The sequence below is a fragment of the Microbulbifer marinus genome, assembly GCF_900107725.1.
GTDB classification, from domain to species: Bacteria; Pseudomonadota; Gammaproteobacteria; order Pseudomonadales; family Cellvibrionaceae; genus Microbulbifer; species Microbulbifer marinus.
In genome coordinates, this window is record NZ_FNQO01000001.1 from 1,427,511 (window position 1) to 1,448,549 (window position 21,039).

General features: G+C 59.7%; 17 protein-coding genes and 1 other RNA gene. 5 read left to right on the forward strand and 13 right to left on the reverse strand.

The annotated features are described in order from the left end of the window. Nucleotides 1-4: 4 nt before the first annotated feature. The 12 genes from murG to BLW36_RS06210 form a co-directional block, all read right to left on the reverse strand. Nucleotides 5-1,114, reverse strand: a complete 1,110-nt coding sequence (gene murG / locus BLW36_RS06155; RefSeq protein ID WP_091386173.1) for an undecaprenyldiphospho-muramoylpentapeptide beta-N-acetylglucosaminyltransferase — start codon at nucleotides 1,112-1,114, stop codon at nucleotides 5-7. Next, nucleotides 1,114-2,337, reverse strand: coding sequence for a putative lipid II flippase FtsW (ftsW, locus tag BLW36_RS06160; RefSeq protein WP_244506145.1), 1,224 nt, complete (start codon nucleotides 2,335-2,337; stop codon nucleotides 1,114-1,116). Before ftsW ends, murG begins: the two co-directional genes overlap by 1 nt. Continuing rightward, complete coding sequence (gene murD, locus BLW36_RS06165) at nucleotides 2,334-3,740, reverse strand: UDP-N-acetylmuramoyl-L-alanine--D-glutamate ligase (protein ID WP_091386175.1); 1,407 nt, start codon at nucleotides 3,738-3,740, stop codon at nucleotides 2,334-2,336. Before murD ends, ftsW begins: the two co-directional genes overlap by 4 nt. A gap of 25 nt (nucleotides 3,741-3,765) precedes the next feature. Continuing rightward, nucleotides 3,766-4,851: a phospho-N-acetylmuramoyl-pentapeptide-transferase gene (gene mraY, locus BLW36_RS06170; protein WP_091386177.1), complete on the reverse strand. Its 1,086-nt coding sequence runs from the start codon at nucleotides 4,849-4,851 to the stop codon at nucleotides 3,766-3,768. Further along, on the reverse strand, nucleotides 4,851-6,230 hold the full coding sequence (locus BLW36_RS06175; RefSeq protein ID WP_091386179.1) for a UDP-N-acetylmuramoyl-tripeptide--D-alanyl-D-alanine ligase: 1,380 nt from the start codon (nucleotides 6,228-6,230) through the stop codon (nucleotides 4,851-4,853). The genes mraY and BLW36_RS06175 overlap by 1 nt, the downstream gene beginning before the upstream one ends. Beyond that, a complete protein-coding gene (locus BLW36_RS06180) occupies nucleotides 6,227-7,765 on the reverse strand; it encodes a UDP-N-acetylmuramoyl-L-alanyl-D-glutamate--2,6-diaminopimelate ligase (RefSeq protein ID WP_091386181.1) in 1,539 nt (512 codons plus the stop codon). Before BLW36_RS06180 ends, BLW36_RS06175 begins: the two co-directional genes overlap by 4 nt. Then, on the reverse strand, nucleotides 7,762-9,522 hold the full coding sequence (locus BLW36_RS06185; protein WP_091386183.1) for a peptidoglycan D,D-transpeptidase FtsI family protein: 1,761 nt from the start codon (nucleotides 9,520-9,522) through the stop codon (nucleotides 7,762-7,764). Before BLW36_RS06185 ends, BLW36_RS06180 begins: the two co-directional genes overlap by 4 nt. Nucleotides 9,523-9,563: 41 nt before the next feature. Next, entirely contained in the window at nucleotides 9,564-9,815 is a 252-nt protein-coding gene (gene ftsL, locus BLW36_RS06190; RefSeq protein ID WP_244506146.1) for a cell division protein FtsL, read from the reverse strand. Between the two features lie 20 nt (nucleotides 9,816-9,835). After that, nucleotides 9,836-10,762, reverse strand: coding sequence for a 16S rRNA (cytosine(1402)-N(4))-methyltransferase RsmH (rsmH, locus tag BLW36_RS06195; protein WP_091386187.1), 927 nt, complete (start codon nucleotides 10,760-10,762; stop codon nucleotides 9,836-9,838). A gap of 12 nt (nucleotides 10,763-10,774) precedes the next feature. Then, nucleotides 10,775-11,218, reverse strand: coding sequence for a division/cell wall cluster transcriptional repressor MraZ (gene mraZ / locus BLW36_RS06200; protein ID WP_091386189.1), 444 nt, complete (start codon nucleotides 11,216-11,218; stop codon nucleotides 10,775-10,777). A 558-nt stretch (nucleotides 11,219-11,776) separates the two neighbouring features. Next, the gene (locus BLW36_RS06205; RefSeq protein ID WP_091386191.1) at nucleotides 11,777-12,223 is read right to left on the reverse strand and encodes an RrF2 family transcriptional regulator; all 447 of its coding nucleotides are present in this window, start codon (nucleotides 12,221-12,223) and stop codon (nucleotides 11,777-11,779) included. Between the two features lie 2 nt (nucleotides 12,224-12,225). Beyond that, entirely contained in the window at nucleotides 12,226-12,711 is a 486-nt protein-coding gene (locus BLW36_RS06210) for a YbaN family protein (protein WP_091386193.1), read from the reverse strand. A gap of 128 nt (nucleotides 12,712-12,839) precedes the next feature. Between BLW36_RS06210 and ytfE the strand changes: the two genes are divergently transcribed. The 3 genes from ytfE to BLW36_RS06225 all read left to right on the forward strand — a co-directional run bounded on the left by ytfE (nucleotide 12,840) and on the right by BLW36_RS06225 (nucleotide 17,204). After that, complete coding sequence (ytfE, locus tag BLW36_RS06215; RefSeq protein ID WP_091386195.1) at nucleotides 12,840-13,502, forward strand: iron-sulfur cluster repair protein YtfE; 663 nt, start codon at nucleotides 12,840-12,842, stop codon at nucleotides 13,500-13,502. A 12-nt stretch (nucleotides 13,503-13,514) separates the two neighbouring features. Further along, nucleotides 13,515-15,803, forward strand: a complete 2,289-nt coding sequence (locus tag BLW36_RS06220; RefSeq protein WP_091386198.1) for a nitric-oxide reductase large subunit — start codon at nucleotides 13,515-13,517, stop codon at nucleotides 15,801-15,803. Between the two features lie 210 nt (nucleotides 15,804-16,013). Next, the gene (locus BLW36_RS06225; protein WP_091386199.1) at nucleotides 16,014-17,204 is read left to right on the forward strand and encodes a low temperature requirement protein A; all 1,191 of its coding nucleotides are present in this window, start codon (nucleotides 16,014-16,016) and stop codon (nucleotides 17,202-17,204) included. Between the two features lie 290 nt (nucleotides 17,205-17,494). Here BLW36_RS06225 and rnpB read toward each other — a convergent pair. Then, nucleotides 17,495-17,847, reverse strand: an RNA gene (rnpB, locus tag BLW36_RS06230) — RNase P RNA component class A. 276 nt (nucleotides 17,848-18,123) lie between these two features. On the opposite strand from rnpB, the gene BLW36_RS06235 reads away from it, so the two are divergent. After that, nucleotides 18,124-19,122: a helix-turn-helix transcriptional regulator gene (locus BLW36_RS06235; protein WP_091386201.1), complete on the forward strand. Its 999-nt coding sequence runs from the start codon at nucleotides 18,124-18,126 to the stop codon at nucleotides 19,120-19,122. A 98-nt stretch (nucleotides 19,123-19,220) separates the two neighbouring features. Next, complete coding sequence (locus BLW36_RS06240) at nucleotides 19,221-20,966, forward strand: amidohydrolase (protein WP_091386203.1); 1,746 nt, start codon at nucleotides 19,221-19,223, stop codon at nucleotides 20,964-20,966. Nucleotides 20,967-21,039: the final 73 nt, after the last annotated feature.

The following is a 21,039-nucleotide window of genomic DNA, read 5'->3' on the forward strand; positions in this document are numbered from 1 at the left end:
CCCACTATCTGGCCAGCGCCAGTTCTTCGCCGCAGGCCTTCAGTACCTGCGCCGTTGCATCTGTTTTGGCAACCCGCCGCGCGGCTTCGGCCATTGTCAGCAGTTTTTGCGGCTCGCCGAACAACTCTTTCAGCAACTCCGCCAGTTTTTCCGCATCCAGTGCATCCTGCTGAATAACAATCGCACCGCCGGCCTTCTCCAGCCATTCACCGTTCTTGGTCTGGTGATCGTCGATCGCAAACGGAAAGGGCACCATGATTGCGCCCACACCAGCCGCCGCAATTTCCGACACCGTCAACGCACCGGCGCGGCAGATAATCAGGTCGGCGTCGCTGTAGGCCGCCGCCATATCGGCGATAAACGGCACCACTTCGGCGTCCACATTCGCCAGCTTGTAGGCCTCACGGGCCACATCCAGGTGGCGCTTGCCGGCCTGGTGCACGATGCGCGGCCGCAGTGCCGGCTCCAGCAGAGATATGGCCTGCGGCACCAGCTCGTTGATTGCCACGGCGCCGAGGCTGCCACCCAGTACCAGCAGGCGCAGCGGCTGTTCCTTAGCAATGCGCGCCTGCGGTTCCGGCAGTTGCACAATCTCGTTGCGCACCGGGTTGCCCACCTGCTGCGCGCCTGGCAGCCCACTGGAAAATGCCTCCAGCACGCGACTGGCGATGCGGGCCAGCAGGCGGTTGGTGGTGCCGGCCACCGCATTCTGCTCATGAATAATCAGCGGCACGCCGCTCAAGCGCGCGGCGACGCCACCGGGGCCGGTGGCAAAGCCACCAAAACCGAGTACCGCATCCGGCTGCACCTTTTTCACCACGGCGCGCGCCTGTGTAATCGCGCGCAGAATCTGCAGCGGCGCTTTCAGTAGCGCCAGCTTGCCCTTGCCGCGCACACCCTCGACGGTAATGAAGTGCAGCGGTATATCCGCATCCGGAATCAGCTGCGCCTCGATACCGCGCTCGGTGCCCAACCACTCTACGGTCGCGCCCTGCTCCTCAAGTGCGTGGGCCACTGCCAGCGCCGGGAACACATGGCCGCCGGTACCACCGGCCATTACCAGAAACTTTTTGCCGGAAAACGGCGCTTTACTTACCTGGGTCTGGTCGGACATCAGGCCGCCTCCCCTTTCAATGTGCGATCTCCCACCTGGAGGGGATTGAAGATCGGCAACTGTCGAATAATTCCTGCATTCGGCTTCTCATTGTCCGCCTTTTCCCGCAGCTCAGTCTGCAGGCGCAGCGCCAGTGCAAACAGGGCACAACAGACCACCAGGCTGCTGCCGCCGGAGCTGACGAATGGCAGAGTCAGTCCTTTGGTCGGCAGCAATCCGGAGGCCACGCCCATATTGACGAATGCCTGACCGGCCAGCAGCACCGCAATGCCGAACGCCATCAGCGCGGCAAAAAACTTCTGCTGTGCGAGCGCGCCACGCACCAGGCGCAACAGCGACCAGGTCAGCGCGACGAAAAGCCCGATCACCACCAGGCCACCGGCCATACCCCACTCTTCGGAGAGGATGGCGAAAATAAAGTCCGTGTGTGCCTCCGGCAGATAAAACAGCTTCTGCACACTGTTGCCGAGGCCAACGCCAAACCACTCGCCGCGCCCGAACGCAATCAGCGACTGAGTCAACTGGTAACCACTGGCAAATTGATCTCCCCACGGGTCGAGGAAGGTCATTAGGCGCTGCAGGCGATAGGGACTCACCAGTGCCATCAGCGCCAGGCCACAGGCCGCTGCCCCCACCAGTAAAAAGGTGTGCGGCAGGCGCGCGCCGGCGAGGAACACCATCGCCAACACGGTGCCGGAAATTACCACCACCGAGCCGAAGTCCGGCTGTAACAGCAGCAGCATCGCGACCATACCCAGGATCACCACCGGCACCATAAAACTGCTCCAGTGGCGCAGCTGCTGGTTGCGGCGGGTAAGGAAGCTGGCGAAGAAAACCAGCAGGCAGAACTTCGCCACCTCCGCCGGTTGCACGGTAATGGAACCGAAAGCCAGCCAGCGGCGGCTGCCGTTCACTTCGCGGCCGATTCCGGGCACCAGTACGGCCATCAGCAGCAGGCAGGAAAACAGCAGCAGCGGCCAGGACAGGCGCGACCATACCGACAGCGGCACCTGGCTCACGACCAGTGCGGCCAGCGCGCCCACACCCAGATACATCAGGTGGCGCTTGAGGAAAAACCAGGGATCGCCATACACATCGGTCGCAAAGGCGATCGAGGCCGAGGCCACCATCACCACACCGATACTGACCAGGGCCAGTACGCAAAACGGCAGCAGCCAGTCGAGATTCTTGTCATCCTGCATCAGTGCCTGCACTTTGCTCACTCGGCACCTCCCGTGGTCGGGCTACCGGAGAGCGCCGCAACCGCGCGGCGGAAATCGTCGCCGCGCGCCTCGAAATTGCTGTACATATCGAAGCTGGCGCAGGCAGGCGACAGCAGTACATAGTCACCTTTCGCGGCCAGTGCCCGCGCCTGCGCTACCGCGTCCCCCATGGAGGCGGCGCGGTGAATCTCGGTTTTTCCCTCGAATACCTGTGCGATCTTGTCCCCGTCAACGCCGATGGTGACCAGCGCGCGCAGTGCGCCGGCGGATTCCGCCAGCGGCGCAAAGTCGGCGCCCTTGCCGTCGCCACCGGCGATCAGCACTATCTTGTTCGTTGCGGTTGCGAGTCCGTCCAGCGCGGCGCGCGTAGCACCGACGTTGGTGCCCTTGGAATCATTGACAAAGGTGACACCGTCCAGATCCGCCACCCGCTCGCAGCGGTGCGGCAGGCCGTTGAAACTACGCAGTACCGAAAGCATCGCGGCCATCGGCAGGTTCACCGCATTGCCCAGCGCCAGCGCCGCCAGCGCATTGGCAACATTGTGTCTGCCGACCATGGCCAGCTCGCCGACCGGCAACAGTTTTTCCATCCCCTGCACCAGCCACTCTTCCTGTTTTCCGCTTTCGCGGGTGCCGGCGAAGCTGCGCAGGCCGAACTGCTGTAGGTCCGGCTGATCCAGGCCGAAACTCCACTCGCGGCTGTCGCGGGACAGCGGTCCGCGTGTCAGCGGATCGGCACGATTCACCACCAGCTGTTTGGCATTGCGGTAAATACGCTGCTTGGCGCGGTGGTAATCCGCCAGGCTGGCGTAGCGGTCCATATGGTCCGCACTCAGATTCAGGATCGTCGCAACAGAGGGCGCCAGGGAATAGGTTGTTTCCAGCTGGAAGCTGGAAAGCTCCAGCACGAACAACTGCGGCAGAGCCTGAGCCAGCAGATCCAGCACCGGCACACCGATATTGCCACCCACCCGCACATCCACCCCGGCCTGCTCCGCCATCAGGCCCACCAGCGTGGTGACAGTGCTCTTGCCGTTGGAGCCGGTGATGGCGACGACTTGCGGCGGCTGTTCGAGGCGAGCCAGTTCGCGCGCGAACAGCTCGATGTCGCCGATGACCGGAATTCCCGCGTCGGCCGCCTGCTGCAGCGCCGGCTCTGCCAGTGCGATACCCGGGCTGGCGATGATTTCGCTGGCGGCGAGCATCGTTGCGGCATTCAGCGGCCCGGTTTCCACCGGCACCTCTGGGAATTCCTCGCGAAAGGCATCCAGCCCCGGCGGCTGTTGGCGGCTGTCAGCGACCACGGGGGAAAAACCGGCGCGCAGCAGGAAGCGCACTACCGAACGACCGGTAGCGCCCATGCCGATTACCACTTTTTTCTCCGAAGTCGCGATCAGGCTCATTGCTTTTGTTATCGCCGTTTTACTTTTATCTAAGTTTCAGTGTTGCCAGGCCGGCCAGTACCAGCACCACGGTGATGATCCAGAAGCGCACGATCACGCGCGGCTCCGGCCAGCCTTTCAGTTCAAAATGGTGATGCAGCGGCGCCATGCGGAAAATGCGCTTGCCGGTCAGCTTGAACGACGCTACCTGCAGGATGACCGATACGGTTTCCATCACGAAAACGCCCCCCATAATGAACAGCACGATCTCGTGGCGGGTGATCACCGCAATGATGCCGAGCGCCGCGCCCAGTGCCAGCGCACCCACATCCCCCATAAATACCTGGGCCGGATAAGTGTTGAACCACAGGAAGCCGAGGCCGGCGCCACCTAGCGCCGCACAGAAGACCGCGAGTTCTCCGGCTCCGGGGATCGACGGAATATGCAGGTAATTGGCGAATTCCACGTGGCCGGCCAGGTAGGCGATAACACCGAGGGCACCGCCGACCATGACCGTCGGCATGATTGCCAGGCCGTCGAGACCGTCGGTCAGGTTCACCGCATTACTGGAGCCGACCACAACGAAGTAGGTCAGCAGAATGAAGAACGCTGGCCCCAGGTCGATGGCGACGTCCTTGAAGAATGGCACGAAGAACTGCGTTTCCGCCGGGCTGGTGGCACTCATGAACAGATAGATAGCGGCACCCAGACCGGCGATCGACTGCCAGAAATATTTCCAGCGCGCAATCAGACCCCGCGGATTCTTGTGCACGACTTTCTTGTAATCGTCGACAAAGCCCACGGCGCCGAAAATAAAGGTCACTATCAGGGTTACCCACACATAGCGATTGCTCAGATCTGACCACAGCAGCGCCGAGGAAAAGATGGAGGCAAGAATCAGCGTACCGCCCATGGTCGGGGTGCCGGACTTGCTCAGATGGGTTTGCGGACCGTCATCGCGCACCGCCTGCCCCACCTGCAGCTGGTTCAGCCAGGTGATCATGCGCGGACCGACGATGAGCGAAGTACCCAGCGCGGTCAGTGCCGCCAGGATCGCGCGCACAGTCAGGTAATTGAACACCGCGAAGGTGCTCACGTGTTGTTGCAGTACTTCTGCCAGCCAGAGCAGCATTAGTTATCCTCTCCGTCGTTCCCGGTCAGTGCCTGCACGATCAGTTCCATGCGGGCACTGCGGGAACCCTTCACCAACACCGTGGTGTCTTTATTCAGTTCGTGAGACAGCGCCGCCACCAGCGGCTCTCTGTCCCGGTAGTTGTGCAGCGGCTGGTGCCGCCCCGCACTGAAGGCGACACTGGCGGCAGTCCCCAGGGGTCCCAGGGTAAACAGCGCATCCAGTCCGCGCTCCCTCGCCAGCTCGCCGATTTGGCGGTGCATCTCCTCTGCATCCGCACCCAGCTCGGCCATATCGCCGAGCACCAGGATTCTTTTGCCAGCGCGCTGTGCCAGCAGCTCAATCGCCGCGCCGACCGAGCCGGGATTGGCGTTGTAGCTGTCGTCGATAATCGTCGCGCCCTGCGGGCTGCGCTGCTCCTGCAGGCGACCGGCCACACCGCTCACGTTACCGAGGCCGCTGGCGATATCCGCCGCCGGCACGCCGGCGGCAAAGGCACAGCCGGCGGCAACCAATGCGTTGTGCACATTGTGCTCACCGAGCAGCTGCAATTTCACCGGATGCGCCAGGCCCTCGATCACCAGATCAAAGGACGGGCAGCCGTGTTCATCCATATCGATATTGTCGGCGTGAATCCCACACTGATGCCCCAGGCCTACTTCCAGGCTGCGCACGCCCTCCGGCATATGGTCGCGCCAGTAATCCGCATAACCGTCATCGGCATTGATCACCGCGGTGCCGCCGACTTCGAGGCCGGTGTAAATCTGCCCCTTCGCCTTGGCGATCGCCGCCACGGAGCCGAAGCCTTCCACGTGCGCGGGCATCACATTGTTGACCGCGCTTACCTGCGGCTTACCGATACTGCACAGGTAGCTGATGTCGTCTGGGCCGTTCGCGCCCATTTCCAGAATCAGCACGTCGTGATCCGCCGACAGCCCGAACAATGTCATCGGCAGGCCGAACTGGTTGTTCAGGTTGCCGCGCGTCACGCAGGGGTTGTGGCGCTGGGCAAAAATAGCGGACAACATTTCCTTGACCGTGGTCTTGCCGCAGGAGCCGGTAATCGCGATTACACGGCCCTTGAACTGCTCGCGGCACAACTGGCCGATCTGGCCGAGCGCGATGGTCGTGTCCGGCACGCGCCACTGCGGCAGTTTGCAACCGGGAATTTCCCGCTCGACTACCAGCCCCAGCACCTGCCCTTCCAGTTCTCCCACAAAATCGTGCGCATCAAAGTTTTCGCCCATCAGTGCAACAAACAGTGCCTGTGGATCCAGTTTGCGCGTGTCGGTGCATACGCGATCAAACTGCACCGAGCCGTTAACCAGCTCGCCGCCAAAGCGACCCTGTAACTGTTGCAGAGAAAGCGGACTGATCACTCGGCTTCCCCCTTGATTTCGCTGGCCTGCGCCTGTTTGCCGGCACGCCGCTGCAGTGCCGCTGTGGCCTGCTCGCGGTCGCAGAAGTGAATTTTTTCACTGCCGATAATCTGGTAGTCCTCGTGCCCCTTACCCGCAATCAGGACGATATCGCCGGGCTGTGCAGACGCCACGGCGCGCGCGATAGCAGCGGCGCGATCGATTTCCACTTCGATATTGCTGGCCGCGCCCTCGAGAATATCGTCGATGATTTTCTGCGGTTCCTCACTGCGCGGGTTGTCGCTGGTGACGATGGCGTGATCGGCCATCTCCGAGGCAATACGGCCCATAGGCGCGCGCTTGCCGGTGTCGCGGTCGCCGCCGCAGCCGAATACGCACCATAGTTTGCCGCGGCAGTAAGGGCGCGCCGCCGCCAGTGCCGCGCGCAGCGCATCCGGGGTGTGGGCGTAGTCCACCAGCACACCCACTTCTCCATTGGCATCCGCGCTATCGGCCTTTACCCGCTCCATGCGGCCGGGCACCGGTTTGATGGTCGGGAAAACCGCGAGAATGTCTGCAAACGGCATACCCGCGGACGCCGCCGCGGCCACCACCGCCAGCGCGTTGTGAATATTGAAATCACCGATCAGCGGCGCCTGCAGCTCGCCACTGCCCCAGGGCGTAGTCAGCTGTACGGAGAATCCGCCCTCGTGGCGACGCAAATCGGTCGCGTGCAGGTCACCCGCCTGCAGTCCATAGGTAATGACTTTCAGGTTGCGCAGCCGGCAGCGCTCAGCGAGTTGCGCACCGAAGGGGTCGTCGAGGTTGATAATGCCGCGCTTCAGCTTCGGCAGGCCGAACAGCTTTTCCTTGGCGGCACCGTAGGCGGCCATGTTGCCGTGGTAATCCAGATGGTCTCGCGACAGGTTGGTGAAGATCGCGGTATCGAAAATCAGCCCGTGTACCCGCCCCTGTGACAGGGAGTGGGAGGAAACTTCCATCGCCGCGGCGCGCACCCCCTGATCGCGGAAGGCGGCATAATCCGCCTGCAGACGCACCGGATCCGGCGTGGTGAGGCCGGTTTCCTGCAGCTCGATGTTGCCGTCGTTCCAGACGCCGTTGCCGATAGTGCCCATCAGCGCGGCGCTGCCGAAATGACGCGCCAGCAGCTGCGATGTCAGGTAGGCGCAAGTGGTCTTGCCGTTGGTACCGGTCACGCCGACCAGGTGAATCTGGTCCGTGGGGTTGCCGTAGAAACGCGCAGCGATTTCACCGACACGCTTGGCCAAGCCCGGCACGCTGACGACTTCGATACCGTCGCGGCTCTTGCATTCCAGCTTGTCACCGTCGGCCAGTACCGCACCGGCGCCGGCGGCAATGGCCGCATCTATATATTCACGCCCGTCGACGACGGTGCCTCGCAGGGCCATAAACACATCGCCCGGCTGCACTTGGCGGCTGTCCAGCGCCACGCCGGTCACCGCCACGTCGGGGATGCCGGCGTAGCCAGGGACAAGCTCCTGAAGGGAAATACTTTGTTGTTCGCGCTGAGTCACGATTTTTTACCTCTTTCGCTCAACTGCGCAGCCAGCTGCCGCTCTGCCGGCTGCAGCTCTGCGGGCGGCACCTGCAGCAGGCGCATGGCGCCGGCCATTACCGAACCGAATACCGGCGCGGCCACTTCGCCGCCGTAGTACTTTGCCCGACTCGGGTCGTCGATCACCACCACCGCGGCCAGGCGCGGTCTGTCGGCCGGGATAAAGCCCGCAAATACCGAGCGGTAGCGATTGTCGGCATAGCCGTCGCTGCCCACTTTGTGCACGGTACCGGTCTTGCCGGCCACCCGATACCCTTCGACTGCCGCGCGGCTGCCGGTACCCTGTTTGCTGATGACCGTTTCCAGCATCGCCGTAACCTGCCGAGCCAGCGGCCCTTCGACGACCCGCTCCGGCTCCGCCGCCACTTTATCGCCGGACAAAACCAAAGAAACCGGGCGCTTGAGCCCGGCGTTGGCCAGCACACTGTAGGCCTGGGCCAGCTGCACCCCGTTTACTGTTAAACCGTAGCCGAAGGCGAAGTTGGCCCGCTCGATAGGGTGCCAACGACCGCGGCTGGGCAGTATCCCCGCGGCCTCGCCAGGGAAGCCGCTGCCGACGCTCTCCCCCAGCCCCAGGCGGTAAAAGAGTTCCCGCAGCGAGTTTGGTTCCAGATCCAGGGCGATTTTTGTAATGCCGACCTGGCTCGACTTGGTGATCACCTTGGTCAGGTCGATCTTGCCGTAGTTCCGGTGATCCACCAGGGTCTTGCCGGGCAGGCGGATATATCCGGGGCTGGTATCGATCGGCGTATGCGGCTGATAGCGGCCGGTTTCCAGCGCCGCCAACGCGGTCAGTGGTTTGACCGTGGAACCCGGCTCGAACTGGTCGATCAGGGCGCGGTTGCGCATCGCTGCCACCTTGACGCCGCGGCGGTTGTTCGGATTGAACGAGGGCTGGTTGGCCATCGCCAGTACGTCACCGCTGTGGGTATCCAGGATCACCATAAAGCCGGAAGCGGCGCCATTTTCGCTCACCGCCCGCTTCAGCTCACGATAGGCCAGGTACTGCAGGCGCATATCGATGGACAGGCGCAGATCGCGACCCGGGCGCGCCTCGCGCTTGGTAGCCAGGTCCTGCACGGTGCGCCCCTTCAGATCCTTGACCACCTGCTGGGCACCCGGCTGACCGGACAGCCAGTCGTTGTAGGCCAGCTCCAGACCCTCCTGGCCGCGATCATCAATATCAGTAAAGCCCAGCAGCTGCGCCACTACCTCACCGGCGGGATAGAAGCGGCGATATTCCTTCTTGCTGTAGACACCGGCGGTATCCAGGCTCAACACCTTGCCCGCCTGCTCGGGCGACAGGTGGCGGCGCAGGTACATGAATTCCTTGTTGCGGTATTTGTCGAGGCGCTTGGCCAGGGCCCCGGGCTTCATTTCCAGCGCGGTAGCCAGGCGGCGCAGCTCATCGGCACTGGCTTCGCGCAGCAGTTGCGGGTTGGCCCAGAGGCTGTGTACCGGCGTGCTCACCGCCAGCAACTCGCCGTTGCGATCCACGATCGAGCCGCGATAGGCCGCGATCTCCTCGGTGCGGATGGTGCGGGCGCGCCCCTGATCCTGCAGGAAACGGTAGCCTCGCTCCGCTTCGGGCAGCACCTGCAACCGTGCCAGATGTAACACCAGGGCCAGGGCGAGCAGGCACAACAGGGCCGCCACCAGCGCGAAGCGCCAGCGGGCGATACCCGGTTGAACCTGCTCTTTCCTGACTGCGCCCATAACAAAGTCCCTGTGAGACTTATTCGATATATTCGTTAACGTTATTCTGTCGTCACCAGCACCCGCTCATCCGGTGCCGGTACATGCATATTCAGCTCTTCCCGCGCCACTTTCTCGATGCGGCTGTAGGCGGACCAGGCCCCCTTTTCGAGCAGTAACCGCTCCTGCTCGTAGCGCAACTCGTCGCGGGTCTTTTGCGCCTGCACCAGTTGTGCCGTCAGCTCCCGGCTACGCTGGGTGGTCTGCACCACTGCCAGGGCCGAGGCGATGGTGGCAAGCCACAGCAGCGCCACCACAAGTATCCTTTTCCCGCTCAACCCAGCTTCTCCGCGACGCGCATTACCGCACTGCGTGAGCGCAGGTTCTCATCCACTTCCACCGTGTCGGCCTTGACCGCCTTGCCGACGGAGCGCAGCGTCTTGACGATCTGGCTGTCCATCACTGGCAGCCCGCGCGGCAGCTTCGGGCCGCGTTCCTTGTCACGAATAAAACGCTTCACGATGCGGTCTTCCAGTGAGTGGAAGCTGATCACCACTAGCCGGCCGCCGGGGGCCAGCAGCTGTACCGATTTGTCCAGTGCCTGCTGCAGGTCGTCCAGCTCACCGTTGACATGAATACGGATCGCCTGAAAAACGCGGGTAGCCGGATGCTTGCCCTTTTCCCAGGCGGGATTGGCGGCCTTGACCACTTCCGCCAGATCCAGCGTGCGCTCGAACGGCTTCTCCGCCCGGCGCCGCACTATGGCGCCGGCCATACGGCGGGCGAAACGCTCCTCGCCGTACTCCTTGAACACCCGCGCCAGCTCCGCTTCCGCTTCCGTGTTGACCCACTCCGCCGCACTGATGCCGCGGCTGGTGTCCATGCGCATATCCAGCGGGCCGTCCTGCATAAAACTGAAGCCACGCTCGGCCTGATCCAGCTGTGGAGAAGAAACTCCCAGATCCAGCAATATGCCGGTCACCTGACCGGCCCTATCCGCTGCGGCCATATCCATATCGGCGAAGGAGCCGTGCCAGATCGAAAAGCGCTTCTCATTGGCAAAGCGCTCGCGCGCGTAAGCTATCGCCTGCGGATCCTTGTCCACCCCCACGAGGCGGCCATCTTCGTTCAACCGCTCCAGAATCGCCGCGCTGTGACCGCCGCGACCGAAAGTACCGTCTATATAAAAGCCGCCCGGGTCGGTGACCAGGGCGTCCACGGCCTCGCGCAACAACACACTGCGATGCAGTTCTTGAGACACCCTGTGTTCTCCTTATAAAGAGAGGGACGCCATCTCTTCCGGCATCTCACCCTCACCCTCACTGTCGTCGAGCCAGGCCATCCAGCGGTCCTCGCTCCACAACTCCAATTTTTTGCCCTGCCCAACCAGCATCAACTTCTTTTCCAGGCCGGCGTATTCGCGCAGGGTCGGCGGAATCAGTACACGGCCGTTGCCGTCCACCTGCAACTCACAGGCATAACCGATCAACAGCCGCTGGGCGCGGCGCGCCACTTTGTTAAAGCTGGACAGTGCTTCAATTTTTGGAAGAATTTCCTGCCACTGGGGTTCTGGATAAACCAGCAGGCAGCGCTCCTCGGTATGGGCAGTGACAACCAGGCGGCCAGCGCAGTCTTCCAGCAGCGTGTCACGGACCCGCGCCGGAATGGCCAGACGCCCTTTAGCGTCCATATTGATTGCGTGGCTGCCTAAATACACTGGATATTCGTGTGCGCTTTTTATGCACCTGCTGGTGCTGTGTGTTTTTTATCGAGCTGCTCTTTATCGATCTCTTATGGGGGGAAACTTTGCGCAATTTTCATCCGCGCGGTGTAAATACCCACTCACAACCACGGATGAACCACCAATCTCCACAAATTTCCACTTTTCCCCACTGCCGACACTATAAATCTGGACCGCACAAAGTCAAGGAAATCAACGCTAATCCAGCGCGAAAACCCAGTAATTTCGCGGGCTGCAGAGGAGAAAGATGAAAGAGAGGACGTTTTGCGGCACCACAATTACAAAACGAAGCAAGCACTTACTCTTCGAAGGTGAGAGATTACTTTAACTTCTGAAGGGAAAAGATTGAAACGAAAAATGTTAGCGGACACCAACAGTGATTGGCACAAACTTCGACAAAATGATGCCTCTGTCATGCGCCGCCTGCAAACTGGTGAAAATTTGAGCGGAACAAGTGAGCCGGAAGGCGAGAGGATCATGCTCGCCATCTGTATACAGTCGGCCGCCCGCGGCAGCAGACACTGGCGATTACGGTCAGGAGGCGTCCTTTATCGTCAGCAATTCCGCCAACTCCGACTTTTGCCTGCCACCGACGAGATCCGCCAGCGTGTAGGCGTCCAGGGTCGAGAAGAAGCTTTCCATCGCCTTGGCAAATATCTGCTTCAGCTGACAGGTTGGCGTAATCACGCACTGGTTGTTACCGCCAAAGCACTCGACCAACTTGCTCTCGTTCTCTAGTTCACGAACCAGCTTACCGATGTTGATATCGCTCGGCTCGGTGTTCAGCCTGACACCGCCATTTTTTCCGCGAATCGCCTGCAGATAGCCTTTGGCGTTCAGGTCCTGAACGATTTTCATCAGGTGATTCTTGGAGATGTCGTAACTCTTGGCGATATCGCTGATGGTGCAGAGCCCCTCATTGTTAACCGCCAGGTAAATCAAGACGCGTAGCGAGTAATCGGTGTATCGAGTGATATGCATGTTTATTCCTGTTCAGTCGCCAGCTTGCGGCGATTGCTGACCGCACCTGCCGCCCGATCCCGGGCCGCGGTCGGGATACGGCAGATAAATAGTATTACCCCACAGAAGACAAGCCCTGTGAGCGCCAGCACCGCGGGGCCGGCACCAATAAGCAGCAATACCACCCAGTTGGCGAGCAGCATTGCGACGACCAGCCGCTTGGTCGCCAGGGACAGGCTGCGCTCCCGCTGCCACTGCCGAATTGGTGGCCCGAACCTGCGGTGGTTCAGCAGCCAATCGGCCAAACCAGACTCGGCCTTGACGCTCAACCACAGGCTGGACAGCAAAAATGGTGTAACCGGCAACAGGGGCAGTATCGCCCCCAGCACAGCGAGCAGCAGACAGCACCAGGCCAACAGCAGGTAAAGGTGCCGATATCGGTTCTTGCGCCCGCCACCGAATGACATACCTCTCTCCATCAACCAGACCAGCAACTTATTAACATGCATACAGTTTACATCTTATTGGTGCCGGGAGTACAATCCCGCCCATAAAGATGCATTTCATATACCTCTTTGTACGTTCAAACACTTATCGCTGTGTTCAAACTTAGCCCCTCGGGGCAACGGGAGACAACATGGACCTATTAGACCTTCCTCTAGCCCGGCTGGCCCGGGAAATACCCGGCGCGACCGCCGTTTTCAACCGCCACGGCTTGAGCTTCTGCAGCGGGGGCGAGAAAACCCTGCGGACAGCCATTGCGAATGCACATCTCAACCAGCAGCAGATTCTGGCAGCGCTGCTCGAGCTGACCGGTCGGGCTGATGACAGCAGGGACTGGCGCGAAGCCAGCGACGGCGAACTGATCGAGCACCTGCTCGAGCGCTTCCACCAGGTACACCGTGAGCAACTGGCGGAACTACACCGCCTGGCGGAGCGCGTCGAGAACACTCACTACGGCAAGCCGGATTGCCCCCGCGGGCTGGCCGAGCACCTGCGCCACATGGCCGCGGAGCTCGAACAGCACATGCAGAAAGAGGAGCAGATCCTGTTCCCGATGCTGGCCCACGGACAGGGCGCCATGGCTGGCGGCCCCATCCAGGTGATGCTGCATGAGCACGACGAACATGCGGCGGCGATCGCCAGGATCGACGAGCTGACCGATGGCATTACCACACCGGAGGATGCCTGCAACAGCTGGCGTGCGCTGTATGCCGGCTTGCGCAGTTTCAAGGCCGATCTGGAGAAGCACATCCAGCTCGAAAACAACATTTTGTTTGCACGCAATCTCGCGGCATAAGAAGGGGGAATCATGAGCAAGTACTACAAGCTCTGGTGGACACTGATAGCCGTGCTGGCTGTCACTTTCGGTCTGCTGGGCTACTTCGGTAAAGAAGTCTATCGGGTAGCACCACCGATACCGGCGCAGGTCATGTCGGAAGACGGCGCCGTGCTGATGACCAGGGACAGCATCCTCGACGGCCAGAGCGCCTGGCAGTCGGTCGGCGGCATGCAGCTCGGCTCCATCTGGGGGCACGGCGCCTACCAGGCACCGGACTGGACCGCCGACTGGCTGCACCGCGAACTGGTCGCCTGGCTGGATCTCGCCGCCCAGGATAACTACGGCAAACCCTATGCCGAGCTGGATGCCGAGCAGCAGAACGCGTTGCAGTTTCAGCTCAAAAAGGCCTACCGGAAGAACAACTTCAATAAGGACGCCGATGCACTGGTCCTGAGCGAGCGCCGCGTACAGGCGATCCGGGCCACGGCCGATTATTACCACAAGCTGTTCGGCGATGCGCCGGAGCTGCAGTCCACCCGCAGCAGCTATGCGATGAAAGAGGCTACCCTGCCGAGTGCGGAACGCCGCGACCGCCTGACCGAGTTCTTCTTCTGGACCGCCTGGGCCGCGGCAACCGAGCGGGAACCCGGGGGCGCCACCTATACCAACAACTGGCCTCATGAACCACTGATCGGCAATGTGCCCACCGCCGAGAATGTCGTGTGGTCGATTGTCAGTGTGGTACTGCTGATTGCCGGTATCGGCGGCCTGGTGTGGGCCTGGTCTTTTATGCGCAACGAGGATGAGAAGGAGCCGGCGGCACCCGCGCGGGATCCGCTGACCACCTTTAATCTGACCCCGTCGCAAAAAGCCCTGGGCAAGTACCTGTTTATTGTCGTTGCCCTATTCACGTTCCAGGTGTTCCTCGGCGGCTTTACCGCGCACTATACGGTCGAGGGCCAGTCCTTCTACGGCCTGGAGACGTCCAAGTGGTTCCCGTACAGCCTGGTACGCACCTGGCATATCCAGTCGGCGCTGTTCTGGATCGCCACCGGTTTCCTCGCCGCCGGCCTCTTCCTGGCACCGATCATCAACGGCGGCAAGGACCCGAAATTCCAGAAACTCGGCGTCGACATACTGTTCTGGGCCCTGGTGGCCGTCGTTGCCGGCTCCTTCATCGGCAACTACCTGGCAATCGCCCAGATAATGCCGCCGGAATGGAGCTTCTGGCTCGGCCACCAGGGTTACGAGTACGTCGACCTGGGCCGCCTGTGGCAGATCGGCAAATTTACCGGCGTCGCCTTCTGGTTGGTGCTGATGTTGCGCGCGATAGTGCCCGCCCTGCGCCAACCAGGTGATAAGCACCTGCTCGCGCTGCTGACCGCGTCGGTCATCGCGATCGGCCTCTTTTACGGTGCCGGATTCTTCTACGGTGAGAAGACCCATATTTCCATCATGGAATACTGGCGCTGGTGGATCGTGCACCTGTGGGTGGAGGGCTTCTTCGAGGTCTTCGCCACCACGGCGCTGGCTTTCATCTTCTGCAGCATGGGTCTGGTATCCAAGCGCATGGCAACCATTGCCTCACTGGGTTCCGCATCGCTGTTCATGCTCGGCGGCGTACCGGGTACTTTCCACCACCTGTACTTCTCCGGCACCACCACACCGGTGATGGCGGTCGGCGCCACCTTCAGTGCGCTGGAAGTCGTACCGCTGATCGTCCTCGGACATGAGGCCTGGGAACACTACCGCCTGAAGAACCGCGCCGCCTGGATGCAGCAGGTCAAGTGGCCGCTGCTGTTCTTCGTCGCCGTGGCCTTCTGGAACATGCTCGGCGCCGGTGTACTGGGCTTCTCCATCAACCCGCCAATTTCTCTGTACTACGTGCAGGGGCTGAACACCACTGCCACCCATGCGCACGCGGCGTTGTTCGGTGTGTACGGTTTCCTGGCGCTAGGCTTCACGCTGCTGGTGCTGCGCTATATCCGTCCGCAGATGATCTTCGACGAGAAGCTGATGAAAACCGCCTTCTGGTGGCTCAACGGTGGCCTGGTACTGATGCTGTTCACCAGCCTGCTGCCGGTCGGCATCATCCAGTTTGTCGCCAGCGCCTCTGAGGGACTCTGGTATGCACGCAGCGAGAGCTTTATGCAGGGAGACCTGCTGCAGACATTGCGCTGGATCCGCACCATCGGCGACGTGGTATTTATCGTCGGTGCCGTGGCGGTCGCCTGGCAGGTAGTCAAGGGCTTGTTAAATATCGCGACGCAGAGCCTACCCGAGCCAGTGGTCAGCGATCAGTCAGCACTCTCGGACTAAACTCGAAAACATCACGCCGGGGAGCTACCCTCTCCCCGGCTGCTCCCCGAAAACATCTAAACTCAACATTATGAATCGCCCCCGGTTTGCTAGACGGCTCCTCGCCATGTAGAAACTCGCTGAAACCGAGGTATTTTCGAGCCACAGACTGGGGGCGCTTCAACTACACTCTTCCCGAATATACGCCCAAGAAAATTAGCCGCCAGCCCCATGAGTCTAAAAACTGATAACCCGGGTAAGCAACTGAGATTCCCTCTCTTGGATCGCGGCCACCGACAAGCCGATTGGGGTGAACTTTTCTACGACCTCGCTTATGTCGTAGTTGTTTCCCAGGCAGCACACCTACTCATAGAGCAACCAAGTTTTAACGGGGCATTCAACTTAATACTGGCCTTCGGGCCAATTTGGTGGTGCTGGATGAATCAGCTTTGGTACTCCACCAGATTTCACGTGCGAGAGGATCGCCCGTCAAGATTCTTCCTCTTTGTGCAGCTCATATTTATTATTATGGGTGGCGTACTTATATACGAAGGACTGGAAAAAAACCTAACGCTCTGTGTAGCTTGTTACATAGTCATCCGTATTTTACAGCTAACTTCTCTTTGGCGTGCAGGACGGCTTCTGCACTATGCGCGACCTTTTGTAAATTATTTCGTATTGTTCCACGGAATAGGACTATCAATTTGGTTTGCATCCCTGACCCTGCCGCCCCAGATACAGCTTTATGGATTTCTATGCGGATTTATCGTCGAACTCTCCTCACCTTTTTTCGGGGCGTCATTAATCAAATCATTCCCGCCGCATACATCGCATTTGCCTGAGCGAATCGGGCTTTTCATGATATTGATTCTCGGCGAGTCTTTTATTGGCCTTATTCAAGGCGCAGCACTTCAGGGCCCGTCTTTGGAGTTACTTTGGCGCATTGCTGTCGGAGTCTTTATAGTATCCGCCATTGCATGGACCTATTTCGATCGCCTAGACGTGCCAGCAATCGAAAACCTTGCCAAGGAGACGGTGATTACGCGCTATTTTATCTGGACCGGATCTCACTTCTTTCTCACCTGCGCATTAATTTTCGCAGGCGTCGGTGTTGAATTTCAATTGATTCGTGGGCATCAAATATATACAAACATGTTCGTTTCAAGTGTCCTCCCTATTTCGGTAGCGTTGTATTTATTGGTGTCAGCAATTATTTATTGGGCCGCGGATATTATTGGACCGACTGTCCAAGCCAGTAGACTTGGTCATTATCTGAGAATTGTAGTTGCGCTTTCATTGTTTTCATCTCAGTGGTTTATTCACGACCGGGATTCAATACTAGTATTAACCGCTGTGCATCTTTGGGTAGTAGCCACCATTGAATACGTTATGGAAAGGCGTACACCGCGCAATATTGTCTAAGGCAGATTCCGCTTTTTGCCCTCTGCGCACCGGTCAACAAGAAGGGGGAAGTTTCTTGCCGACCAGGGCCCTGACCCGAAGCAAGGGGCTGTCTCAAGATGGGACCGTATCTCGCCCGGGAAGGAGAAAGTCAGCTCCGCACATGAGACGGAGCGGGGAAGAGGAAGTAGTAGGTAGCGCCACGAAGGAGCAGGTAGCGCCAGTCAGTTTGTACCAGATTCTGTACCAAGGTCAGGCTCTCCAAGGAGGCGGACGCCCGTAACTCCCTGAAAAACCTGAACTTTTTGAATTTGTTGAGCTGGCCTGTAAGCCGGGTTCTGTCGAGGACAATCATTCATCTGGGATGCCTGTCACCAGACACCTCAAGCGACCTACCCGCCCTCAGTGCGGGTCACACCTATAGAGGGCCTATTTGGTCTTGCTCCGGACGGGGTTTACCATGCCGCGGACTGTTACCAGCCGCGCGGTGCGCTCTTACCGCACCCTTTCACCCTTACCTGTGCTTCCGAAGAAGCCATCGGCGGTCTACTCTCTGCTGCACTTTCCGTAGGCTCGCGCCCCCCAGGCGTTACCTGGCGTCCCACCCTATGGAGCCCGGACTTTCCTCCACCGCCTAAGCGACAGCGATTGTCCGGCCAGCTCGGGCGCAAGAGTAATGACCCGGTTCTCCTTTGGCAAGTGAAAGGCGAACCTTTGACACGCCCTCGGAAAGAAACCGGCCTGCAAGCAACCCAAGGTCACGCCAGGCCATGACCGGTTGTTCCCGCGGCGCGTCGGGCCGTATCCCCTAAATAGGGGATAGCGGCCAGTACCGGATTGTGGGTAGTCTCGGACAGACGAAAATAATGCTTCATGTTATTGACCAAAACTCGATGAACAGTCTCCACCTATCAGTCAGCAAAATTCGCCAGAGGCCCAGATGGACTTGAAATGCAGGCCTGGCGACAGCGGTCCGGATAACGAAAATCTGCCCTTCACGGATTTCGGTCGCTTTGAACTGGGTGCGGGACACTACTATATTCGCCGCGACAATGAGCTGGAGCTCGGCAAGGAAACGCTGTATCAGTTTTCATCCGGTGTCCTGCTGCGGGTCCTGGATCTGGTTAGCCGCACCGACCAACCGGTTGCGGCCGCCGATCCCGGCAAGCGACTGACCTTCGCCTTTAAACTGGCCGGTACCAATACCGTGGAAATGGAAGACGGTGAGTGCTACCGGCTGCACGAAGGTACGCAATTGCTTTCCTATTGCGACAACCCACAGATTGTCAATGACACTTGCGCTCAGGGAGATGATTACCTGCTTGTGCTGCTGATGCTGGATCCCGCCATCCTGTTGCGCCCGCCTTTTGATCTGCCAACGAGCGAACTGCCCGAAATAATCCAGGCTTCTCTGCGCGGAACCTCCAGCACCGGCGAGGTCTTCGCCATGACACCGGAGCTGATCCAGGCCCTGCGAGAGCTGCTCAAGGGCGACAGGCCTGACGCCGTCAATCGCGCGTATCTGGAAGCCAAGACTACCGAGCTCCTGTGTCTGGCCATACGCTCAGTGCTCGAGCAGGATCGACAGCAGACCGCCAAGTTGTCCGACCGGGAACAGCGGCAAATGCAAAAAGCGCGGAAGATCCTGCAGGAAAGCTGGCAAAACCCGCCGTCACTCGAAGAACTGGGACAAACGCTCGGCGTGGGCAAGAGCCGTTTAAAACAGTGCTTCAAGTGGATGTACGGCGAATCCATCGGGGCTTATGTGGCCCGCATCCGCATGCAGCACGCCCAGCAGTTGTTGAGCGACTCGACCCTGAATGTGAGTCAGGTGGCCTGGGAAATTGGCTACGAGCACTCCTGCAATTTCGTAACCGCTTTCAAGCGCCAGTTCGGAATCACTCCAAAAGCATTCCAGAAAATCATGATCGAGCGGTAAGAAAAACTTTTGCGGCTGTTGGCAAAACTACCAAATCACGGCTCCTGATAGCCTGAAAACTTCCCGTAATACCCCGCCAATGCGGTAGGAGAAGTTCTATGGCCACAACCTTTCGTCGGCGGCGCACCCAGTCGACCACCTCGCTCCACATTCCCATTTTCTTGAGTGCTGCAATCCTGGCAGGCTTTGCCCATGCCGCGCCGGAACGCATCTGGTTTAACGGCGACATTCACACCGCGGATTTGGCTTCCCCGGCAGCGCAGGCGTTTGCCATTGAAGACGGCAGGTTCTCCGCGGTGGGCAGCAACGCAGCCATCCGCTCTCTGGCCGATGAAAATACCGAACTGGTGGACCTAGCAGGAAAGACAGTAATTCCCGGCATTATCGACGGTCACTTCCACCTGTTTTCCTGGTACGAGATGAGTCGCGGCGTAAATCTGGTGGGCCTCAACTATATCCCGTCCTGGATCGAGCGGGTCAAGGCCAAGGCTACAGAGGTACCGGACGGTGGCTGGATAATCGGCGGGGGCTGGGACCACAATGCCGCCGGTGGCGAATTTCCCACGGCTGAGCAGCTGGATGCCATCGCCCCCAACCACCTGGTAGCACTGGGCGATATCGATCACCACACCATGTGGGTCAACAGCAGGGTCTTAGAGAAATTCAATATAACCGCCGATACCCCCAACCCCCCCGGCGGTGAAATCGTAAAAGACCCCGAAACCGGCAAACCCACCGGGATCCTGAAAGAAACCGCTGCGTTTATCGTGTGGGATTCCGACGCTTTTGTTCCAGTAAAATCCGAGCGCGAAAAAATCTGGCGCGAAGCCATCACCCACATGAACAGTCTCGGCATCACCGGCATGCACAACATGGGGCGCAGCGTCCGGGAACTGGAAGACCTGATGGAGCTAGTTGAAGCAGGAGAGTTCCCGCTGCGCATGTGGTATGGCGTCATGGTAAACAGCGGCGAAGAAGTAGAGCAATTGCTGCCGTTCTACCGAACATTCAACAAGCACGCCGCCCAGTTTCGACAAACCGGACCGCGACTGGAGTTCGGCTACTTCAAGGGCTTAACTGACGGAGTTCTGTCCAGTCGCACTGCGGCACTGGCAAGTGACTACAGTGACGCACCCGGCGAACGGGGCAAATTCTTTATCGAGCCATCCCACATCAACGACATAGTTCATATCGCCAATAGCGAAAATATTCCGGTCGCCCTGCACGCTATCGGCGACAAAGCCGTTCACGCCGCCCTGGATGCTTTCGAGCAGTCGCCGGTAAAAAGCGACCTGCCCAACCGCATAGAGCACATTGAAGTCATACAGCCCGGTGACCTGCCGCGGTTCGAACAACTGAATGTAGTGGCCTCGATGCAGCCACAACACGCCGTCGGCACCATAGATCCCTATATAGTGCAACGCATCGGCAAAAATCGCAGTTCGCTCGCCTATGTATGGCGCAAGATTCTCGACAATGGTGGCAAGTTAGCCCTCAGCAGTGACTGGCCCACCTCCCCTGCCAATCCCCTGGCTCAGATTCATGCTGCGGTGACTCGCCAGAGCTTGGACGGGACTCCCAAAGGCGGCTGGTACTCCGACCAGGCGCTGACGTTTGACGAAGCCCTGTACGCAATGACGCAACAGGGCGCAGCGCTCAGCGGCTGGCAAAAGGAAGTGGGCAGCATCAGTAAAGGTAAATGGGCCGATTTTGTGATTCTGGATCGTCCGTTACCAGAAAAGATGAACCTGGACCTACTACAGATGCAGGTGGAAAGCACCTTCATAGCCGGCGGTGCAGTGTACCGGAGCAGCACCCAACAGACTGCAGCACGAGAGCAGTAACAGCAAGTACAGACTCCAATAACAACAAATTTAAGCCCGTGACACCCGGAGATTTACTGAATGAATTCCTGCG